The following is a 14,797-nucleotide window of genomic DNA, read 5'->3' as shown; positions in this document are numbered from 1 at the left end:
TGGCCGTCTTCGGTGCTCTTTCGTCAGGCTGCTGGGGGCAGCGTGTCGATGAAGCTCTGACGCTGGGCCAGCTTTGCTTCAAGCTTCGCGAGGTTCGGGTACTGCGAGCGCCAGTCGATGTGGCTGAAGCGGAAGTCGAGGTAACCCAGTGCGCAGCCGGTTGCGATGTCGGCGAGCGAGAAGTGGATGCCGGAGCAGAAGGGTTTGTCGCCCAGGCCCTTGCTCATGGCCGAGAGCGAGGCATGTACCTTGTCCATCTGCCGGTCGATCCAGGCGGGGCTGCGCTGGGCTTCTGTGCGGCCGGCCCATTTCTGCTCCAGGCGCGCGAGGATGGCTGCATCCATCACGCCATCGGCCAGGGCTTCCCAGGTGCGCACTTCGGTACGCTCGCGGCCGCGGTCAGGGATCAGCTTGCCGACGGGCGACAAGGTGTCGATGTACTCGACGATCACGCGCGAATCGAAGACCGCTTCGCCACCTTCCATCACCAGCGTCGGCACCTTGCCGAGCGGGTTGGACTTCATGATGGTGTCGTTGTTCCAGACGTCTTCCAGCTCCATCTGGAAGTCGAGGCGCTTCTCCGCCATGACGATGCGCACCTTGCGGACATAGGGGCTCGTGAGCGCGCCGATGAGTTTCATGTGTGAGAAATTCCCTGTTTCAAATCATTCTAGCCAAGGGCCTCATCACGGCGACGCAACATTTCAGGCGTCGGCTCGACACCACGCCATCGCTTGACCGCGCTACGTTGCCGTGTCGGGCGACGTAGCGCGGTCAAGCGTCCAGTCGATCTGCGCAGGCCGCCCCGGCAGGCTGAGCGTGGCCGTGGCCGCCGGGGTACGCGACACCACCGCGCCTCGCCGCACCACCGCCAGCCGCGTGGCGCGCAGGCGGATCGCCTCGGCGGGCGAATGCGCCTGCAGCAGCACGAAGTCGGCGTTGCAGCCGACCTCCAGCCCATATCCCTCGAGCCCGAGAATCTTCGCGCTGTTGGCGGTGACGGCATCGAAGCACGCGCGCATCTGCTTCTGCGAAGTCATCTGCGCCACGTGCAAGCCCATGTGGGCCACCTCGAGCATGTCGCCCGAACCCATGGAATACCACGGGTCCATCACGCAGTCGTGTCCGAACCCCACCGTCACGCCGGCCGCCATCAGCTCGGGCACGCGCGTCATGCCGCGCCGCTTGGGGTAGGTGTCGTGGCGGCCTTGCAGCGTGATGTTGATCAGCGGGTTCGCAATGGCATTCACTTGTGCTTCGGCGATCAACGGGATCAGCTTGCTGACGTAGTAGTTGTCCATCGAATGCATCGACGTGAGGTGCGAACCCGTCGTGCGGCCATGCAGGCCGAGGCGCTGCGTGTGGAAGGCCAGCGTCTCGATGTGCCGGCTCAGCGGGTCGTCGCTCTCGTCGCAATGCATGTCGACCCGCAGGCCGCGCTCCGCGGCGAGTTCGCACAGCAGGCGCACGCTCTCGGCGCCGTCGGCCATGGTGCGTTCGAAGTGGGGGATGCCACCGACCACGTCGACACCCATGTCGAGCGAGCGCTTCAGGTTGGCCAGCGCCGTCGGGGAGCGCAGCACGCCGTCTTGCGGAAAGGCCACCAGCTGCAGATCGAGGTAGGGCTTCACCCGCTCCTTCACATGCAGCAGCGCTTCGACGGCAAGCAGCCGGTCGTCACACACGTCCACGTGCGTGCGGATCGCGAGCAGGCCCTTGGCCACCGCCCAGTCGCAGTACTGCATCGCACGCTCGACCAGCGCCTCTTGCGCGAGCAGCGGCTTGAGCTCGCCCCACAGCGCGATGCCTTCGAGCAGCGTGCCGCTCTGGTTGATGCGCGGCAGGCCGTGGCTCAGCGTTGCGTCCATGTGGAAGTGCGCATCGACGAAGGGCGGGCTCAGCAGATGGCCTTGCGCGTCGATCACGGTCACTGCGTCGGGCGCTGCCAGTCGCGGGCCGACCGCAGCGATGCGCCCTTCCTGGGCCAGCACGTCGATGCCGCTTCGGCCATCGGGGAGCGTTGCGTTGCGGACGAGCAGGTTCATGGGGCGGCTCCTGGTGTGCGCTCGGGGTTCGAGGCATTCTGACGTACGCTTGCCAGCCCCACGCAAAACACGTTCCCGAGACACGTTTCCATGATCACCAAGCGACACCTGCTGCGCGCCCTTGCCGTCAGCCCACTCTTCGCACACACCATCGGCCGCGCCCAGGCTGCTTGGCCGACCAAGCCGCTGCACCTGCTGGTCGGCTTCCCCGGCGGCTCCACGCCCGACCTGATGGCGCGCTCGCTGTCCGACGGCCTGTCGCGCGCCCTGGGCCAGCCGGTGGTGGTGGAGAACAAGCCCGGCGCATCGGGCAACATCGCCGCCGACCAGATCGCCAAGTCGACCGACGAGCACACGCTGGGCGTGCTGATCAACGGCAATCTGACCGTCGCCAAGCTGGTCAACCCCGCCACGCCCTTCGACCCGGCACACGACTTCGCACCCATCTCGCTGCTGGGCACCTCGCCGTTGGTGCTCACGGCCGCCAATACCGCCACCGGCAGCACGCCGGCAGAACTGCTGCAGTGGGCGCGCGCACTCGGTGACAAGGGCAACTACGGTACGCCAGGCCCCGGCACGGTGGCCCACCTGGGCATGGAGTTGCTGAAGAGCAAGGCCAGCATCGCCGCGGTGCACGTGCCGTTTGCCGGCAACCCGCAGGTGGCCAATGCACTGCTCGCCGGGCAGATCCAGCTCTCGCTGCTGCCGCCGGCCATTGCGATGCCGCAAGTGCGCGCGGGCAAGCTCAAGGCCATCGCCGTCACCTCGCCGACACGCAGCACGCTGGTGCCCGAGCTGCCCACGCTGCGCGAGAGCGGCATCAGCGGCACCGACCTCGAGGTGTGGACGGCGCTGGTCGGCCCCGCGTCGCTGCCCAAGCACATCATCGCGACGCTGTCGGCCGCCATTGCTGAAGTGATGCGCCAACCCGAAACCCAGGCGCGCCTGCTGGCCGCGAGCTGGCATGCGGTGGGCAGCAGCCCCGAGGCGCTGGCCCAGCGCATGAAGGCCGACACGGCATTGCTGGCCGACATCATCCGCACACGAGGCATCAAGGTGGACAGCTGAGCCGATCCGCCGCCATGACCTCCCACGTCATGGACGCTGCGCAGCCGGAGCGAGACCATCTCCTTGCCAACCGATTCATCAACGCAAGGAGAAACAACATGGAAAGCCTCAACCTCGTCCCTCTCGCCGTGGGCCACATGATCGGCCTGGGTGCCATCGGCTCCTGCCTCGGTGTGGGCGTGATGGCGAGCAAGTACCTCGAAGCCTCTGCCCGCCAGCCTGAGCTGATGGAGCCGCTGCAAAGCAAGGTCTTCCTGCTGGTCGGCGTGCTCGACGGCGCTTTCATCATCGCGACCGGCATCGGGCTCTGGTTTGCGACTGCCAACCCGTTCAAGGGCTGATCAGGCGCCGGACCGTCGTTTTGTCCTACAGGGCGTTTCTCCCGCGGACGACTTCACAGACTCCGCGGCGAGGTCTACGCTCGGTGCATGCCACTGAGCCGACTCATCGGGCGATTTGCCTTTGCCCCGTTTTCCAAGGCCTTGCCGCCGATGGGCGACACCGAGCGTGCAGCGCTTGAGGCGGGCACGGTCGGCTTCGAGGGGCAATTGTTCGCCGGGCGGCCCGATTTCGACGTGCTGCGCGGCATCGGCCCCAACCAGCTGACCGAGGAAGAACAGGACTTTCTCGACGACGAGGTGGTCGAACTCGCCGCAATGCTCGACGACTTCGCCATCGATCAGGCGCGCGACCTGCCCCCCGAGGTCTGGCAGTACCTGCGGCAGAAGAAGTTCTTCGGGATGATCATCCCCAAGGAGTACGGCGGCCTCGGCTTCGGCCACTACGCGCATGCCGCCGTGGTCACGCGCATTGCCACCGCCAACGTGGCCTGTGCAGTCACGGTGATGGTGCCCAACTCGCTCGGCCCCGCCGAGCTGCTGCTGCACTACGGCACCGACACGCAAAAGCAGCACTACCTGCCGCGCCTGGCCGACGGCCGCGATCTGCCCTGCTTCGGCCTCACCTCGCCCTACGCCGGGTCGGACGCAGCCGCCATTCCCGACCGCGGCGTGCTCACCGAGCGCGTGATCGACGGCCGCCGGGTGCGCGGCTTCATGGTCCGCTTCGACAAGCGCTACATCACGCTCGCGCCGGTGGCCACCGTCGTGGGCCTGGCCTTCCAGGCCGTCGACGAGAGCCTGCCCGAAGACCGGCAGATGCTGGGCATCACCTGCGCGCTGATCCCCGTGCCCACGCCCGGCATGACGATCGGCCGCCGCCATCGGCCGATGGACTCGGCCTTCATGAACGGGCCCATCCACGGCGATGACGTCTTCGTGCCGATGGACTGGATCATCGGCGGCGAGAAACAGGTGGGCCAGGGCTGGCGCATGCTGATGGAAAGCCTGGCCGCGGGCCGCGCGATTTCGCTGCCGGCGCTCGGCTCGGCCATGCAGCAGACCACGCTCTTCGTGCTCAACGGCTACGGGCAGATCCGCGAACAGTTCGGCCTGCAGATCAGCAAGTTCCACGCGATCGCCGGGCTGATCGCCAACACCTCGGCCCGCCTCTACGCCACCGATGCGGCGCGCCGCTACACCGCCGCCGCGCTCGACGCCGGGGCACGGCCCAGCGTGGCCAGCGCCATTCTCAAGGTGCACCTCACCGAGGCCGGGCGGCGCGCCGTCAACGACGGCATGGACGTGCTCGGCGGCAAGGGCATCATCTCCGGCCCGAAGAACCTGCTCGGCATCTCGTACCGCCATGCGCCGATCGCCATCACCGTCGAAGGGGCCAACCTGCTGACGCGGGCGCTGATCATCTTCGGCCAGGGCGCGATCCGCTGCCACCCGCATGTGCTGAACGAGATGGCGGCCGTGCAGGCCAAGGACCCCGAGAAGCTCGGCAAGGCGCTGCTCGCGCACGCCGGGCATGTGATGCGCAACGTGTGGCGCAGCCTCGTGCATGCGCCGGTGCTGGGCATGCCGCCCGAAGAGCTGTTCAAGGAAGCCGAACTCATCGCCTCGCTGTCGGCCAAGTACGCGCTGACGGCCGACCTCGCGATGGGCCTGCTTGGCGGCAAGCTCAAGCGCATGGAGCTGCTGTCGGCGCGGCTGGGTGATGTGCTGTCGTGCCTGTACATGGCCTCAGCCAGCGTGTGGCGCTACGAGATGGAAGGCGACCCGAAGATGCTGCCCTTCGCGCGGGCCGCCATCCGCGTGCAGCTCGACCAGGCGGCCGCCACTCTGCGCGACCTGTACGCCAACCTGCCGTCGACGCTGCTGCGCATGGCCGCGCCGGCGATCCTGCGTGGCACGCGCCACCTGGCACCGCTTCGCGACCTCGACCTGATCGCCTTTGCCGACACGCTGCGCGCGAACCCCGGGCTCATCGCGCGCCTGTGCCCCGACCTGTCACGCCCGAAATCGGGCGGTTTGCTCGACTTGATGCAGGCGTTGGAGTTCGCGCAGGCCGTGGGCGACGAGCTGCCCGAGTTGAACCAGGCCCTGCGGCGCACCCATTCACTTGAAGCCGTGGCACGCAACGCACGCAACCCGGCTGCGGCGCTCGCTTACCTGCGGGCCGCCGACCGGGTGATTCAGGTGGATGACTTTGCCGACGAAGTGGCCGGCACGAAGCGGGAGCCGGCGGCCTCGTCGCCGCCCGTGCGCTCTCTCGCGTAAGAAAAGATCAGGCCGCCGCGCGCTGGCAGCGTGCGATCAGCATGTCCGTCATGTGCTTGATCTCCTGGCCGCTCACCGTGGGCAGGTGGCCGGTGTTCTCGAAGCACATGTTCGCCAGGGCCTCTTCCAGCACGCCCCACACCGTGGCGGGGTGGCCTTCGAAGCCGGCTTCGGGGTAGGTCATCAAGGCGCGGCGCAGCATCTTGGCGTTGACGCGGTAGGTCAACGGCTGCATGGGCACGCGACCCGATTCGATCGCCTCCAGCTTGTGAGCCAGGCTGTCCACGTAGAGATGACGGCCATCAAGGCGCTGCTTGGGGGTTTTCAATGCACGCTCCAACGAGTTTGCGGTGTTCAAGCCTGTACGTTACGCAAGCGGGGCAGTCCCCGATCCGCGGATCAGACGGGACAAAACTGCCGTTTTCCGAACCGTCGCGGCCGGCGGCTTACTGGACCGATCCGTTGTCGGTGGACAGCGCCTCGCGGCAGCGATACGGCATCACCATGCCGCGGGCCAAGTCTTCCACGGCCCAGGCACGAATGGCCGGCGCCTGGGAGCGCACGCCGCCGAAGATCGTGGCAAATGCCACATCAGCGGCGTCTCTGCCGGTGCCGAAGCGCACGAAGGCCATCGGGATGGCCGTGCCGGACGGGTCGAAGATGTACCAGCGGTCGCCCAGGTACACCTCCACGTAGGCGTGGAAATCGGGCGGGCCGAGCACCGGGTCGGCGCCGTAATCGGTGCCGGTTGCAAAGCGCGCGGGGATGTTGACCGCGCGGCACAGCGCGATCATCAGGTGCGCGAAATCGCGGCACACGCCCACCTGCTCGATCAGCGTGTCGACCGCCGACGTGTTGGAGTTGGTGGTGTTCGAGGTGAAGCTCACGTGCCGGCGCACCCACTCCTGGATCGCCTGCACGCGGCTGTGCCCCTGCCAGAGCTGGCCGAATTCGTTGATCGCCATCTTCACCAGCCGGTCGCTCTGGCAATAGCGGCTGGGGTAGATGTAGCCGATGACCTCGGGCGGCAGGTTGCGAATCGGCACCTCGGCCAGCTGCATCGGCTCGGCGCGGTGGTGCTCCATGTCCACCGTGGCCATGTACGACAGCTTCAGCTCGCCCGGCAGGCCGCGCAGCCGCATGTAGCGGTTGCCGGTGACGGGGTCGGTGTGGATCTGCGGCGTGATGGGCTGGCTCAGCACCAGGCTCTCGGACGAGATGGTCTGCCGCGCCGTGTGCGCCGCATGGATGTTGAAGACGAAATCGGCGCCGCCCTGGTCGATCTCGTAGGTCAGCTCAATGTGAAGTTCGATGCGGATCATGTGCGGCGCTCCTGGTCGCTCTGCCGGGTGGCAGCAATGCAATGCGCTCCCTGGAGGCTGTCGCTCACCAGCGGAGTATGCGCGTCCGACCATCGCATGCAAGGGTCGAGCCCGAAAGGTGGTATATCGGGCGATGACCGAACCTTTGTTGCTGGCCGCCACGCAAATCTCCACCTTCGACGGCACGCGCCTGCTCACCCGCGCGAGCGGGTTTTTCTTTCTTCGCGATGAACGCCTGTTCCTCGTCACCAGCCGCCACGTGGTGATCGACAAGCCGAGCAAGCACTTCCCCGACCGCATCGAGATCGAGCTGCACACCGACGCCGGCAACCTCACGCGCTCGACCGGCCTGTCCGTGCTGCTGTACCTCGAGGGCAAGAGCATCTGGCACCAGGGCAAGGACCCGTCGGGCGAGATCGACGTCGCGGTGATCGAGCTCGACCGGAGCGCGTTGCCAGCATCGGTCGCGCTGCGCGCCTTCACCCCCAGCCACCTGCAGGCCTCGCTGGGCGAGATCGAGGTCGGCACGGCGCTCCTGATCGTCGGCTTTCCGCTGGGCTTTCACGACACGCTGCACCACCTGCCGGTCGTGCGCCAGGCCGTCATCGCCTCGTCGTTCGGGCTGCGTTTCCAGGGCCAGGGTTTCTTTCTGACCGACGCGCGCACGCACCGCGGCACGAGCGGCGCACCGGTGGTGATGCGGGCCCCGGCGTCCGACACGCCCGAGGGCGACTTGCCGTGGAAGCTGCTGGGTGTGCACTCGGCGCGCATGGACATGCGCACCCGCGACCGTCAGGAAGACGAGTCGCTCGGCCTCAACTGCGCCTGGTACGCCGACATCCTGATGACGCTCACCGAGGAGGCAGATCGGCCGGCGGTGGCGGGTTCGCTGGCAACGCTACGTGATCAAGATCAGGCCGATGCCAAGGATCAACGTGTGTCATCAGATTGAGCACGCGGTGGTGCTGTAGCACGCGCTGCCGCGCCGCCACCGCGATGTCGTGGCCAGCCTCGACGGTGAGCGAAGCGTCAACCTCGATGTGTGCATCGACGATCACCATGTCGCCCATCTTGCGTGTGCGCACGTCGTGCACGCCGCTCACCCCGGGCGTCTCGGCCAGGGTGCGGCGAATCGCCTCGACTTCCTGTTCATCGACTGCGCTGTCGACCAGATCAGATAGGGCGCTCCACGCAAAACCCCAGCCCATGCGCATGATCAGAAAGCCGACGATCAGCGCCGAGATCGGATCGAAGATCGGGTAGCCGGCGAGGTTGCCGACGATGCCGGCCGCCACCACCAGCGACGAGGCCGCATCCGAGCGGGCATGCCAGGCATTGGCCACCAGCATGCTGGACTTCACCCGCTTGGCCACCCGCAGCATGTAGCGAAAGAGCAGCTCCTTCGCGACCAAGGCGGCCACCGCCACCCACAGCGCGGCCACGTGCACCTGGGGCACCTTGTCGGGCTCTTCCAGCTTGAGGAAGGCCGACCACAGCAGGCCCACGCCAACAGTCAGCAACAGCAGCCCCAGCACCAGCGAGGCCGCGTTCTCGAAACGCTGGTGGCCGTACGGATGCTCACGGTCCGCCGCCTTCTGGCTGTGGTGGTTGGCGAAGAGCACGACGAAGTCGGACACCAGGTCGGACAGCGAATGCAACCCGTCGGCCACCAGGCCCTGCGACTTGGACAACACGCCCACCACGATCTGTGTGGCCGACAGCACCACGTTCACGACCACGCTGACCCAGGTGCTGCGTGATGCGGCGGCGGCGCGCAGTTCAGGGCTGCGCCCACTGTCTTCTGGCTCGTCGTGTTCGATGTATTTCATGCGGGGCGGCCCGGTGAGGTGGCCGCCCAGTGTCGCGCAGTGTTCGGCTTCGCGTCCGAGGACGCCTCCGGTTCAGTCGCGACGCCGGTTCATCACCAGGGTGAGCAAGGCCAAGCCGGCCAGCAAGGTGGCATAGGTCGATGGCTCCGGGACGACGCCCGTTGTGGCGTCGTTCACCTGCACCGGCGGCACCTGGTTCTCGATCGTGCTCGCCGACAGTGGCAGGCGCCCATACCGGCCATCCGCCAACGCGAGCTTGAGCACGCTCTGCTTGTCGCTGAGTTCGGCGAATGCTGTCTCGGCTGCATTTGTCTTCTGCATCGCCAACCCAGCGTGGGCGCCGTCCGTCGGCAAGGCGATGAAAGAGGCCTGGGCGCTGACCGCGAAGCTGGCGATCAGTACACCCAGTCCAGCGATCTTGTGGAGGAAGTGCATGGGCCTCTCCTTTAGTGTGAAGAAGAAGCCACTGTGCGCGGCAGCGATGACGCTGGCGTGACGCCCCGGTATCACCAAGGGGCATCGACCCTCAAACGCTCTGCTCAGTGCGTGAACAGCGCGATCAGGATGATGATGGGGATGGGAATGCCGAGCAGGTACAAGAGGATGGAACGCACTGCAGTCTCCTGATGTCTGGTTTTAGAGATCGCGACGACGGCCGCCGTAAGTGGCCGACAGGCTCGCGACGAAGGCGCCGATGAGCAGCGACACGAAGAGCCACAGCGCGGCGTACGACGAGGCCTTGCGTGCCTTGTCGGCCGCGTCGCGAGCGGATGCTTCGGCGCTCTTCAGCTTGGCTTGCGCGCGGGCGAAGGTGTCGGTCACGCGCTTCTGCGCATCGGCTTGCGACAAGCCGGTGCGTTGCGCCACCAGTTGCCCGAGGTAGCTCGCGTCCTCGGGAGGCAGGCTGCCGCTCGCCAGTGCGCTGGTGAGGATGCGGCCTGCCTCGGCTGTCGACGCAGCCCGGGCGCCCGCATCGCTGCTGCCGGGGTCGGTGGCTGTTGGCGTGGCTGTGGGTGCCGAGGCCGCGGCTGCGCTCGCATCCCGACGGAACAGCGAATCGACAAAGTAGCCGGTGACGTCCGTCGACCCCGATCCTTCTGCCCGGCTGGCCTGCGCGGCAGTTGCGACCGTGGCGCCGGTGGTGGCCGTGCCCGCGACCGAAGCGGCCGCCTGCGCGCCGCCACTCACGATGCTGCCGATCACCGAACTCAACAACGCCGCTGTGAGCAAGGTCGCCACGCCCCAGGCAAGAAAGCCGTGGGCCGTGTCGCGGAAGTAGACCTCGTCGGCCTGTGCGCCGGCCCAATGCGTGCGCAGCCGGCCGGCCAGGTAGCCGCCGATGCCCGAGGCCGCGAGCTGCGTGAAGCTGAGCCACAGGATGGTCGACACGCCGAACGCGGTGGCGCCCGCACCTTGCCCTGAGAAGGGAGAGACAGACGACAAGCCGAGCCCGGTGCCGAGGATCAGAAGAATCAACGAGAGTGCCGCCGCGCTGGCGGCGCCCGCGAAGATGGCACCCCACGAGACAGCCGAGGCACCAGCGTCCGCTGCCACCACGGTGTTCGCGGCAAGCGGTGAGCGAATGCGATGCGGGTCTCCTGGAACACCAGCCAATCTCACGTCGTCGTTCATGTTCGCCTCCGATGAATCTGATGAGCTGATCATGGAGATCAGCGCCGGCGCAGAACATCGGAACGCAGGGGTTTTTTCTGTAGGACACGCGCAGGACTCGACAAGTAGGACAGCTACTACAACGATTTCGCACCCACGCTGGCAGGCGCAGTTGCGACGAAGGCACACCATGAGGAAGCAAGTGCATTCCAAGGAGCCTTCGATGACCAAGCCCTTCAAAAGATGGACCGTGCTGCCGCATGGTCAGCTCTCCGAGATCGACGACAACATCCTCACCGTGGTGGGCCAGCTCCACATGCCGCTCACCGACCTGCCGCGCCGCATGACCGTGGTGCGGTTGAAGGACGGGCGGCTGGTGATCTTCAGCGCGATCGCGCTCGACGAAGACGAGATGGTGGCGCTCGAGCAGTACGGCCGGCCCGCCTTCCTGATCGTGCCGAACGACATCCACCGGCTCGACGCCAAGGTCTGGTACGACCGCTACCCGTCGATGGAAGTCGTGACGCCCGAGGGGTCGCGCCACAAGGTCGAAGAGGTGGTGGGCGTCGACTCCACGACACCGAAGTTCGACGACCCCAACGTGATCTTCATCACCGTGCCGGGCACGCGCAAGCGCGAGGCGGCACTGGTCGTGCGCACCCGCAACGGCACCACGCTCGTGCTGAACGACCTGGTCGGCAACATCCGCAGCGAAGGTGGCTTCGGCAACTGGCTGCTGCGCGTCGCTGGCTTTGCTGGCGACGAAGCACAGATCCCGCGGGTGGTGAAGATGGCGATGGTGGAAGACAAGAACGCGCTGCGCGCACAGCTGCTGCAGTGGTCCGATATCCCGTCGCTGCAGCGCATTCTGGTGTCGCACGGCGCGGTGATCAACGAAGACCCGCGGCAGACGCTGCGAGAACTCGCGGGGTCGCTGCTCTGACGACCTTCCGCTGACGCCAGCCCGCACGTCGCATGCAGCGGAACACCGTTTGCTGCGCAGCGCGGGCATGCACACCGATCTCGAACGAAAGTCTTTCCTGCTGCTGCTGGCCGCCGTGTCGGTGGCGTTCCTGTGGGTCGTCTTTCCGCTGTCGGGCGGCATTCTTTGGGCGGTGACCTTTGCGATCCTGTTCGACCCCTTGAACCAGGCGATGAAGCGCCGCCGCGGCGCCGGCAACAAGCTGCCTGCCATCGTCACCACCTTGCTGGTGCTGATCGTCGTGATCCTGCCGGCGGTGATCACCGCCGGCTTCATCGTGCAAGAGGGCACCGAGCTGCTGCAGAAGCTGCGCTCCGGCGAGATCGACCTTTCGGCGTACTACCGGCGGCTGATGACGCTGCTGCCCGGGTGGGCCTCCAACATGCTCGAGAACGCCGGCATGAACGATCTTCCGGCCGTGCAGGAAAAGCTGCGGCAATCGGCCGCCGGAGGCTCGCAGCCGATCACCCGCCAGATCTGGACGGTGAGCCAGAACACGCTCGACTTCTCGGTCAATTTCCTGGTGATGCTGTACCTGCTGTTCTTTTTGCTGCTCGACGGCGACAAGCTGATGCGCCGCATTCAGCGCGCCGTGCCGCTCGACCCGAAGGTGCAGCAGCGGCTTTACCGCAACTTCACTTCGGTCGTCCGCTCCACGGTCAAGGGCAACGTGGTAGTCGCCGCCATCCAGGGTGCGCTCGGCGGCATCGCGCTGATGGTTTTGGGCATTCCCGGCGCGCTGCTGTGGGGCGTCATCATGGCCTTGCTCTCGCTGCTGCCGGCCGTCGGCGCCGCGCTGGTGTGGGGGCCGATCTCGATTTATCTGCTGGCATCCGGCAAGGTGGCGCAGGGGCTCGGCCTCATCGCCTGGGGCACGGTCGTGATCGGCCTGGTCGACAACCTGCTACGGCCCATGCTCGTCGGCAAGGAAACCCGCATGCCCGACTACGTGGTGCTCATTTCCACCATCGGCGGCATGAGCCTGTTCGGCATCAGCGGGTTCGTCATCGGCCCGGTGATCGCTGCGCTCTTCATCGCGGCCTGGGACCTGTCGGCCGCCGAGGCCGAGAAGAACGGCGAATAGCGCCGGTACGTCGATTGCTGGTTTCAAATCTCACACCAAGGAGGTCGAGCCATGGCCAATGCCCTTTTTGCTTTCGATGACCGAAACGCCGGTCGGCTTGCTGCCCGCCGATTGATCGAGGAAGGATTGCAACCCGATGCCGTTCGCCTGCGCGCCAAGGAAGGCGCCGCAAACGACGCGCTGGCCCACAAGGTCGACGAACAGGTGAGCGGCGGCCTCGTCAGCAACCTCGTCGACCTGTTCCAGGGCGTGCTCGACTGGGGTTCGTCGCCTCACGACGCGAGCTCCTACGAAGAAACCGTCATGCGCGGCGGCGCCGTGGTCAGCGTCGATGCGAGGACCGAAGACGAACGCGACACGGCCGACGAGGTGATGCTGGCCGCCGGCTGCAACAAGCACACCGGCTGGAGCGAAGTGCCGACCCGCTGATCCGGCCTTGCGCCGCTGCGCCTCGCTGGCGCGCCGGCAACGATCCATTGGTAACGATTGAGTCACGCTCTTGAAGCGAGCGGGTGGATAGACTTGCGCGAGTTTTCGCGGACCCACCTGCATGACCACACGAACGCCGCTCCGGCAGCTTGGTAGCCTCTCTCTTCTCACGACTCTTCTTTCGGCATTCCTCGCGACATTGACGTCGGGCTGCGCCGGCCCCTCCGGCGATGTGTTCAGCCGCATGAAAGCGGCCGACGCGCAGGCCGTGCCGGCCGAGAAGCTGGTCATCGTCGACTGCCTCACCATCGGCCAGGTGCGTCGCCTCGGCGCCTTCGGCACCACCATCTCGCCGCGCCGGCCGCTGCGCATCTCGATCGCGGAATGCGAGTCGGCCGGCGGCGAATACGTCTCGTCGAACACCGACCCTGGCGGTGCGATGAAGGTCTGGCTGCCCTTCGCGAACGAGGGCGACACCGAAGCGCAGGTCAACGTCGGCGAGCTCTACGAGCGCGGCGTGGCCGGCGGACCGGACTACGTGGCCGCTGCGCTCTGGTACGAACGCGCCGTGGCCAAGGACGACGTGCGCGCGATGGTCAACCTGGCCGCGCTGTACGAGCGTGGTGCCGGTGTGCCGCGCGATGTGCCGCGGGCGCGGGCGCTCTACCGCCGCGCATCGGGCATCGTGCCCGCCAACGACAAACCGCGCATCCAGTTGATCGACCCGCCGGCCGTGATTTCCACGCTGGCCCAGCGCAGCAACGAGGTGGTGTACGTGAAGGCCGCGCCAGGCCCGTTCACGATCAGCGGCCGCGTGAGCGCAGACACCTCGCTGCGCGGGCTCAGCGTCAACAAGCGCGAGCAGACGGTTGCGGCCAACGGCCTCTTCAGCAGCAGCGTGACCCTGGGCACGAAGCCCACTCGGGTGGACATCACCGCCACCGACGCGCGCGGCAACGTGACGCAGTCGAGCTTCCTGATCGCGCTCGAAGGCACGGGCACGCCTGCGCCCCTCGCCGCCGCGCCGATCACCGGCTCGGGTGCGCGTTATGCGCTGGTCATTGCCAACCAGAACTACCGCCACCTGCAGAGCCTGCACACGCCGGTGGCCGACGTGACGGCGATCAAGAGCGTGCTCGAACAGCGCTTTGGCTTCAACGTGACGGTGGTGAAAGATGCCTCGCGCCGCGAGCTGCTCGCCGCGATCAACCAGCTGCGCTCACGCGTGACCGAGAACGACCAGGTGCTGATCTACTACGCCGGCCACGGCGAGATCGACAGCGTGACGCAGCGCGGCTACTGGATTCCGGTGGATGGCGAGCAGCGCGACGTGGCCAACTGGGTGTCGATCATCGACGTGACCGATCAGCTCGCGGCCATGTCGGCACGCAGCGTGTTCGTGATCGCCGACTCGTGCTACTCCGGCACGCTGACCCGCTCGGCCGTGCCCGAGATCGACAACGCGCTCTCCGAAGAAGCGCACCGCACCGCGCTGCGCCAGCTGCAGAAGAACCGCTCGCGCATCGCGATGACCTCGGGCGGCCTGGAGCCGGTGGTCGACGGCGGGGGTGGCGGCCATTCGATCTTCGCGCGCAGCCTGATCGACGTGCTCGCCAACCTGCGCGAGCCGGTGCAGGCCCAGCAGCTGTTCAACGCCGTCAACGCGCGCTTTGCGCTGCTGGCGCAGCGCCTGAAGGTGACGCAGCAGCCCGAGTACGCGCCGATCCGCTTTGCCGGCCACGAGTCGGGTGACTTCGTGCTGACGCCGAGCCAAGCTGCACGCAGCCGTTGAACATCTTCTCT

The 14,797-nt window shown here is 66.8% G+C and carries 15 protein-coding genes; 8 read left to right on the top strand and 7 right to left on the bottom strand.

Features of this window, described 5'->3' with window-relative positions; all coding sequences use genetic code 11:
• Positions 1–23: 23 nt before the first annotated feature.
• Both AC1DYS_RS01260 and AC1DYS_RS01255 read right to left on the bottom strand, forming a co-directional pair.
• Entirely contained in the window at positions 24–641 is a 618-nt protein-coding gene (locus tag AC1DYS_RS01260) for a glutathione S-transferase C-terminal domain-containing protein (RefSeq protein WP_477895259.1), read from the bottom strand.
• 102 nt (positions 642–743) lie between these two features.
• On the bottom strand, positions 744–2,045 hold the full coding sequence (locus AC1DYS_RS01255) for an amidohydrolase family protein (protein WP_477895257.1): 1,302 nt from the start codon (positions 2,043–2,045) through the stop codon (positions 744–746).
• A gap of 90 nt (positions 2,046–2,135) precedes the next feature.
• Here AC1DYS_RS01255 and AC1DYS_RS01250 point away from each other — a divergent pair, with 90 nt between their 5' ends.
• The 3 genes from AC1DYS_RS01250 to AC1DYS_RS01240 all read left to right on the top strand — a co-directional run bounded on the left by AC1DYS_RS01250 (position 2,136) and on the right by AC1DYS_RS01240 (position 5,737).
• The gene (locus tag AC1DYS_RS01250; RefSeq protein WP_477895255.1) at positions 2,136–3,113 is read left to right on the top strand and encodes a Bug family tripartite tricarboxylate transporter substrate binding protein; all 978 of its coding nucleotides are present in this window, start codon (positions 2,136–2,138) and stop codon (positions 3,111–3,113) included.
• Positions 3,114–3,211: 98 nt separating this feature from the next.
• Entirely contained in the window at positions 3,212–3,454 is a 243-nt protein-coding gene (gene atpE, locus AC1DYS_RS01245; RefSeq protein WP_047498486.1) for a F0F1 ATP synthase subunit C, read from the top strand.
• An 87-nt stretch (positions 3,455–3,541) separates the two neighbouring features.
• A complete protein-coding gene (locus tag AC1DYS_RS01240) occupies positions 3,542–5,737 on the top strand; it encodes an acyl-CoA dehydrogenase (protein WP_477895253.1) in 2,196 nt (731 codons plus the stop codon).
• Between the two features lie 7 nt (positions 5,738–5,744).
• Here the strand turns inward: AC1DYS_RS01240 and AC1DYS_RS01235 are convergent, their stop codons facing one another.
• Together AC1DYS_RS01235 and AC1DYS_RS01230 are read right to left on the bottom strand one after the other, a co-directional pair.
• Entirely contained in the window at positions 5,745–6,065 is a 321-nt protein-coding gene (locus AC1DYS_RS01235) for a hypothetical protein (protein ID WP_047498473.1), read from the bottom strand.
• A 118-nt stretch (positions 6,066–6,183) separates the two neighbouring features.
• Positions 6,184–7,059: a transglutaminase-like domain-containing protein gene (locus AC1DYS_RS01230; protein ID WP_477895251.1), complete on the bottom strand. Its 876-nt coding sequence runs from the start codon at positions 7,057–7,059 to the stop codon at positions 6,184–6,186.
• Between the two features lie 133 nt (positions 7,060–7,192).
• Between AC1DYS_RS01230 and AC1DYS_RS01225 the strand changes: the two genes are divergently transcribed.
• Positions 7,193–8,011 (top strand): S1 family peptidase, encoded by an 819-nt coding sequence (locus tag AC1DYS_RS01225; RefSeq protein WP_477895249.1) that lies wholly within the window; start codon positions 7,193–7,195, stop codon positions 8,009–8,011.
• Here the strand turns inward: AC1DYS_RS01225 and AC1DYS_RS01220 are convergent.
• The 3 genes from AC1DYS_RS01220 to AC1DYS_RS01210 form a co-directional block, all read right to left on the bottom strand.
• The gene (locus tag AC1DYS_RS01220) at positions 7,911–8,888 is read right to left on the bottom strand and encodes a cation diffusion facilitator family transporter (RefSeq protein WP_477895247.1); all 978 of its coding nucleotides are present in this window, start codon (positions 8,886–8,888) and stop codon (positions 7,911–7,913) included. The genes AC1DYS_RS01225 and AC1DYS_RS01220 overlap by 101 nt on opposite strands.
• A gap of 72 nt (positions 8,889–8,960) precedes the next feature.
• Positions 8,961–9,323 carry a PEP-CTERM sorting domain-containing protein gene (locus tag AC1DYS_RS01215; RefSeq protein ID WP_477895245.1) on the bottom strand — a complete coding sequence of 121 codons (363 nt, stop codon included), beginning with the start codon at positions 9,321–9,323 and terminating at the stop codon, positions 8,961–8,963.
• 201 nt (positions 9,324–9,524) lie between these two features.
• The gene (locus AC1DYS_RS01210) at positions 9,525–10,520 is read right to left on the bottom strand and encodes a hypothetical protein (RefSeq protein ID WP_477895243.1); all 996 of its coding nucleotides are present in this window, start codon (positions 10,518–10,520) and stop codon (positions 9,525–9,527) included.
• A gap of 202 nt (positions 10,521–10,722) precedes the next feature.
• Here AC1DYS_RS01210 and AC1DYS_RS01205 point away from each other — a divergent pair, with 202 nt between their 5' ends.
• The 4 genes from AC1DYS_RS01205 to AC1DYS_RS01190 all read left to right on the top strand — a co-directional run bounded on the left by AC1DYS_RS01205 (position 10,723) and on the right by AC1DYS_RS01190 (position 14,786).
• A complete protein-coding gene (locus tag AC1DYS_RS01205) occupies positions 10,723–11,442 on the top strand; it encodes a hypothetical protein (RefSeq protein ID WP_477895241.1) in 720 nt (239 codons plus the stop codon).
• Positions 11,443–11,509: 67 nt separating this feature from the next.
• Positions 11,510–12,565 carry an AI-2E family transporter gene (locus tag AC1DYS_RS01200; RefSeq protein WP_477895239.1) on the top strand — a complete coding sequence of 352 codons (1,056 nt, stop codon included), beginning with the start codon at positions 11,510–11,512 and terminating at the stop codon, positions 12,563–12,565.
• Positions 12,566–12,616: 51 nt separating this feature from the next.
• A complete protein-coding gene (locus AC1DYS_RS01195; protein ID WP_477895238.1) occupies positions 12,617–12,994 on the top strand; it encodes a hypothetical protein in 378 nt (125 codons plus the stop codon).
• 244 nt (positions 12,995–13,238) lie between these two features.
• Positions 13,239–14,786, top strand: a complete 1,548-nt coding sequence (locus tag AC1DYS_RS01190; RefSeq protein ID WP_477895236.1) for a caspase family protein — start codon at positions 13,239–13,241, stop codon at positions 14,784–14,786.
• Positions 14,787–14,797: the final 11 nt, after the last annotated feature.

The organism is Rhizobacter sp. P2_G4 (genome assembly GCF_056403575.1).
Note: the sequence above shows the minus strand (reverse complement) of the source record. Positions and strands in the feature narration are given on the sequence as shown.

Bases quoted from the DNA above. Each gene is read 5' to 3' on its own strand.
- AC1DYS_RS01250 (WP_477895255.1), top strand. From the start codon at position 2,136: ATGATCACCAAGCGACACCTGCTGCGCGCCCTTGCCGTCAGCCCACTC.
- AC1DYS_RS01260 (WP_477895259.1), bottom strand. From the start codon at position 641: ATGAAACTCATCGGCGCGCTCACGAGCCCCTATGTCCGCAAGGTGCGC.
- AC1DYS_RS01220 (WP_477895247.1), bottom strand. From the start codon at position 8,888: ATGAAATACATCGAACACGACGAGCCAGAAGACAGTGGGCGCAGCCCT.
- atpE (WP_047498486.1), top strand. From the start codon at position 3,212: ATGGAAAGCCTCAACCTCGTCCCTCTCGCCGTGGGCCACATGATCGGC.
- AC1DYS_RS01210 (WP_477895243.1), bottom strand. From the start codon at position 10,520: ATGAACGACGACGTGAGATTGGCTGGTGTTCCAGGAGACCCGCATCGC.
- AC1DYS_RS01215 (WP_477895245.1), bottom strand. From the start codon at position 9,323: ATGCACTTCCTCCACAAGATCGCTGGACTGGGTGTACTGATCGCCAGC.
- AC1DYS_RS01230 (WP_477895251.1), bottom strand. From the start codon at position 7,059: ATGATCCGCATCGAACTTCACATTGAGCTGACCTACGAGATCGACCAG.
- AC1DYS_RS01190 (WP_477895236.1), top strand. From the start codon at position 13,239: ATGAAAGCGGCCGACGCGCAGGCCGTGCCGGCCGAGAAGCTGGTCATC.
- AC1DYS_RS01205 (WP_477895241.1), top strand. From the start codon at position 10,723: ATGACCAAGCCCTTCAAAAGATGGACCGTGCTGCCGCATGGTCAGCTC.
- AC1DYS_RS01200 (WP_477895239.1), top strand. From the start codon at position 11,510: ATGCACACCGATCTCGAACGAAAGTCTTTCCTGCTGCTGCTGGCCGCC.
- AC1DYS_RS01225 (WP_477895249.1), top strand. From the start codon at position 7,193: ATGACCGAACCTTTGTTGCTGGCCGCCACGCAAATCTCCACCTTCGAC.
- AC1DYS_RS01195 (WP_477895238.1), top strand. From the start codon at position 12,617: ATGGCCAATGCCCTTTTTGCTTTCGATGACCGAAACGCCGGTCGGCTT.
- AC1DYS_RS01255 (WP_477895257.1), bottom strand. From the start codon at position 2,045: ATGAACCTGCTCGTCCGCAACGCAACGCTCCCCGATGGCCGAAGCGGC.
- AC1DYS_RS01240 (WP_477895253.1), top strand. From the start codon at position 3,542: ATGCCACTGAGCCGACTCATCGGGCGATTTGCCTTTGCCCCGTTTTCC.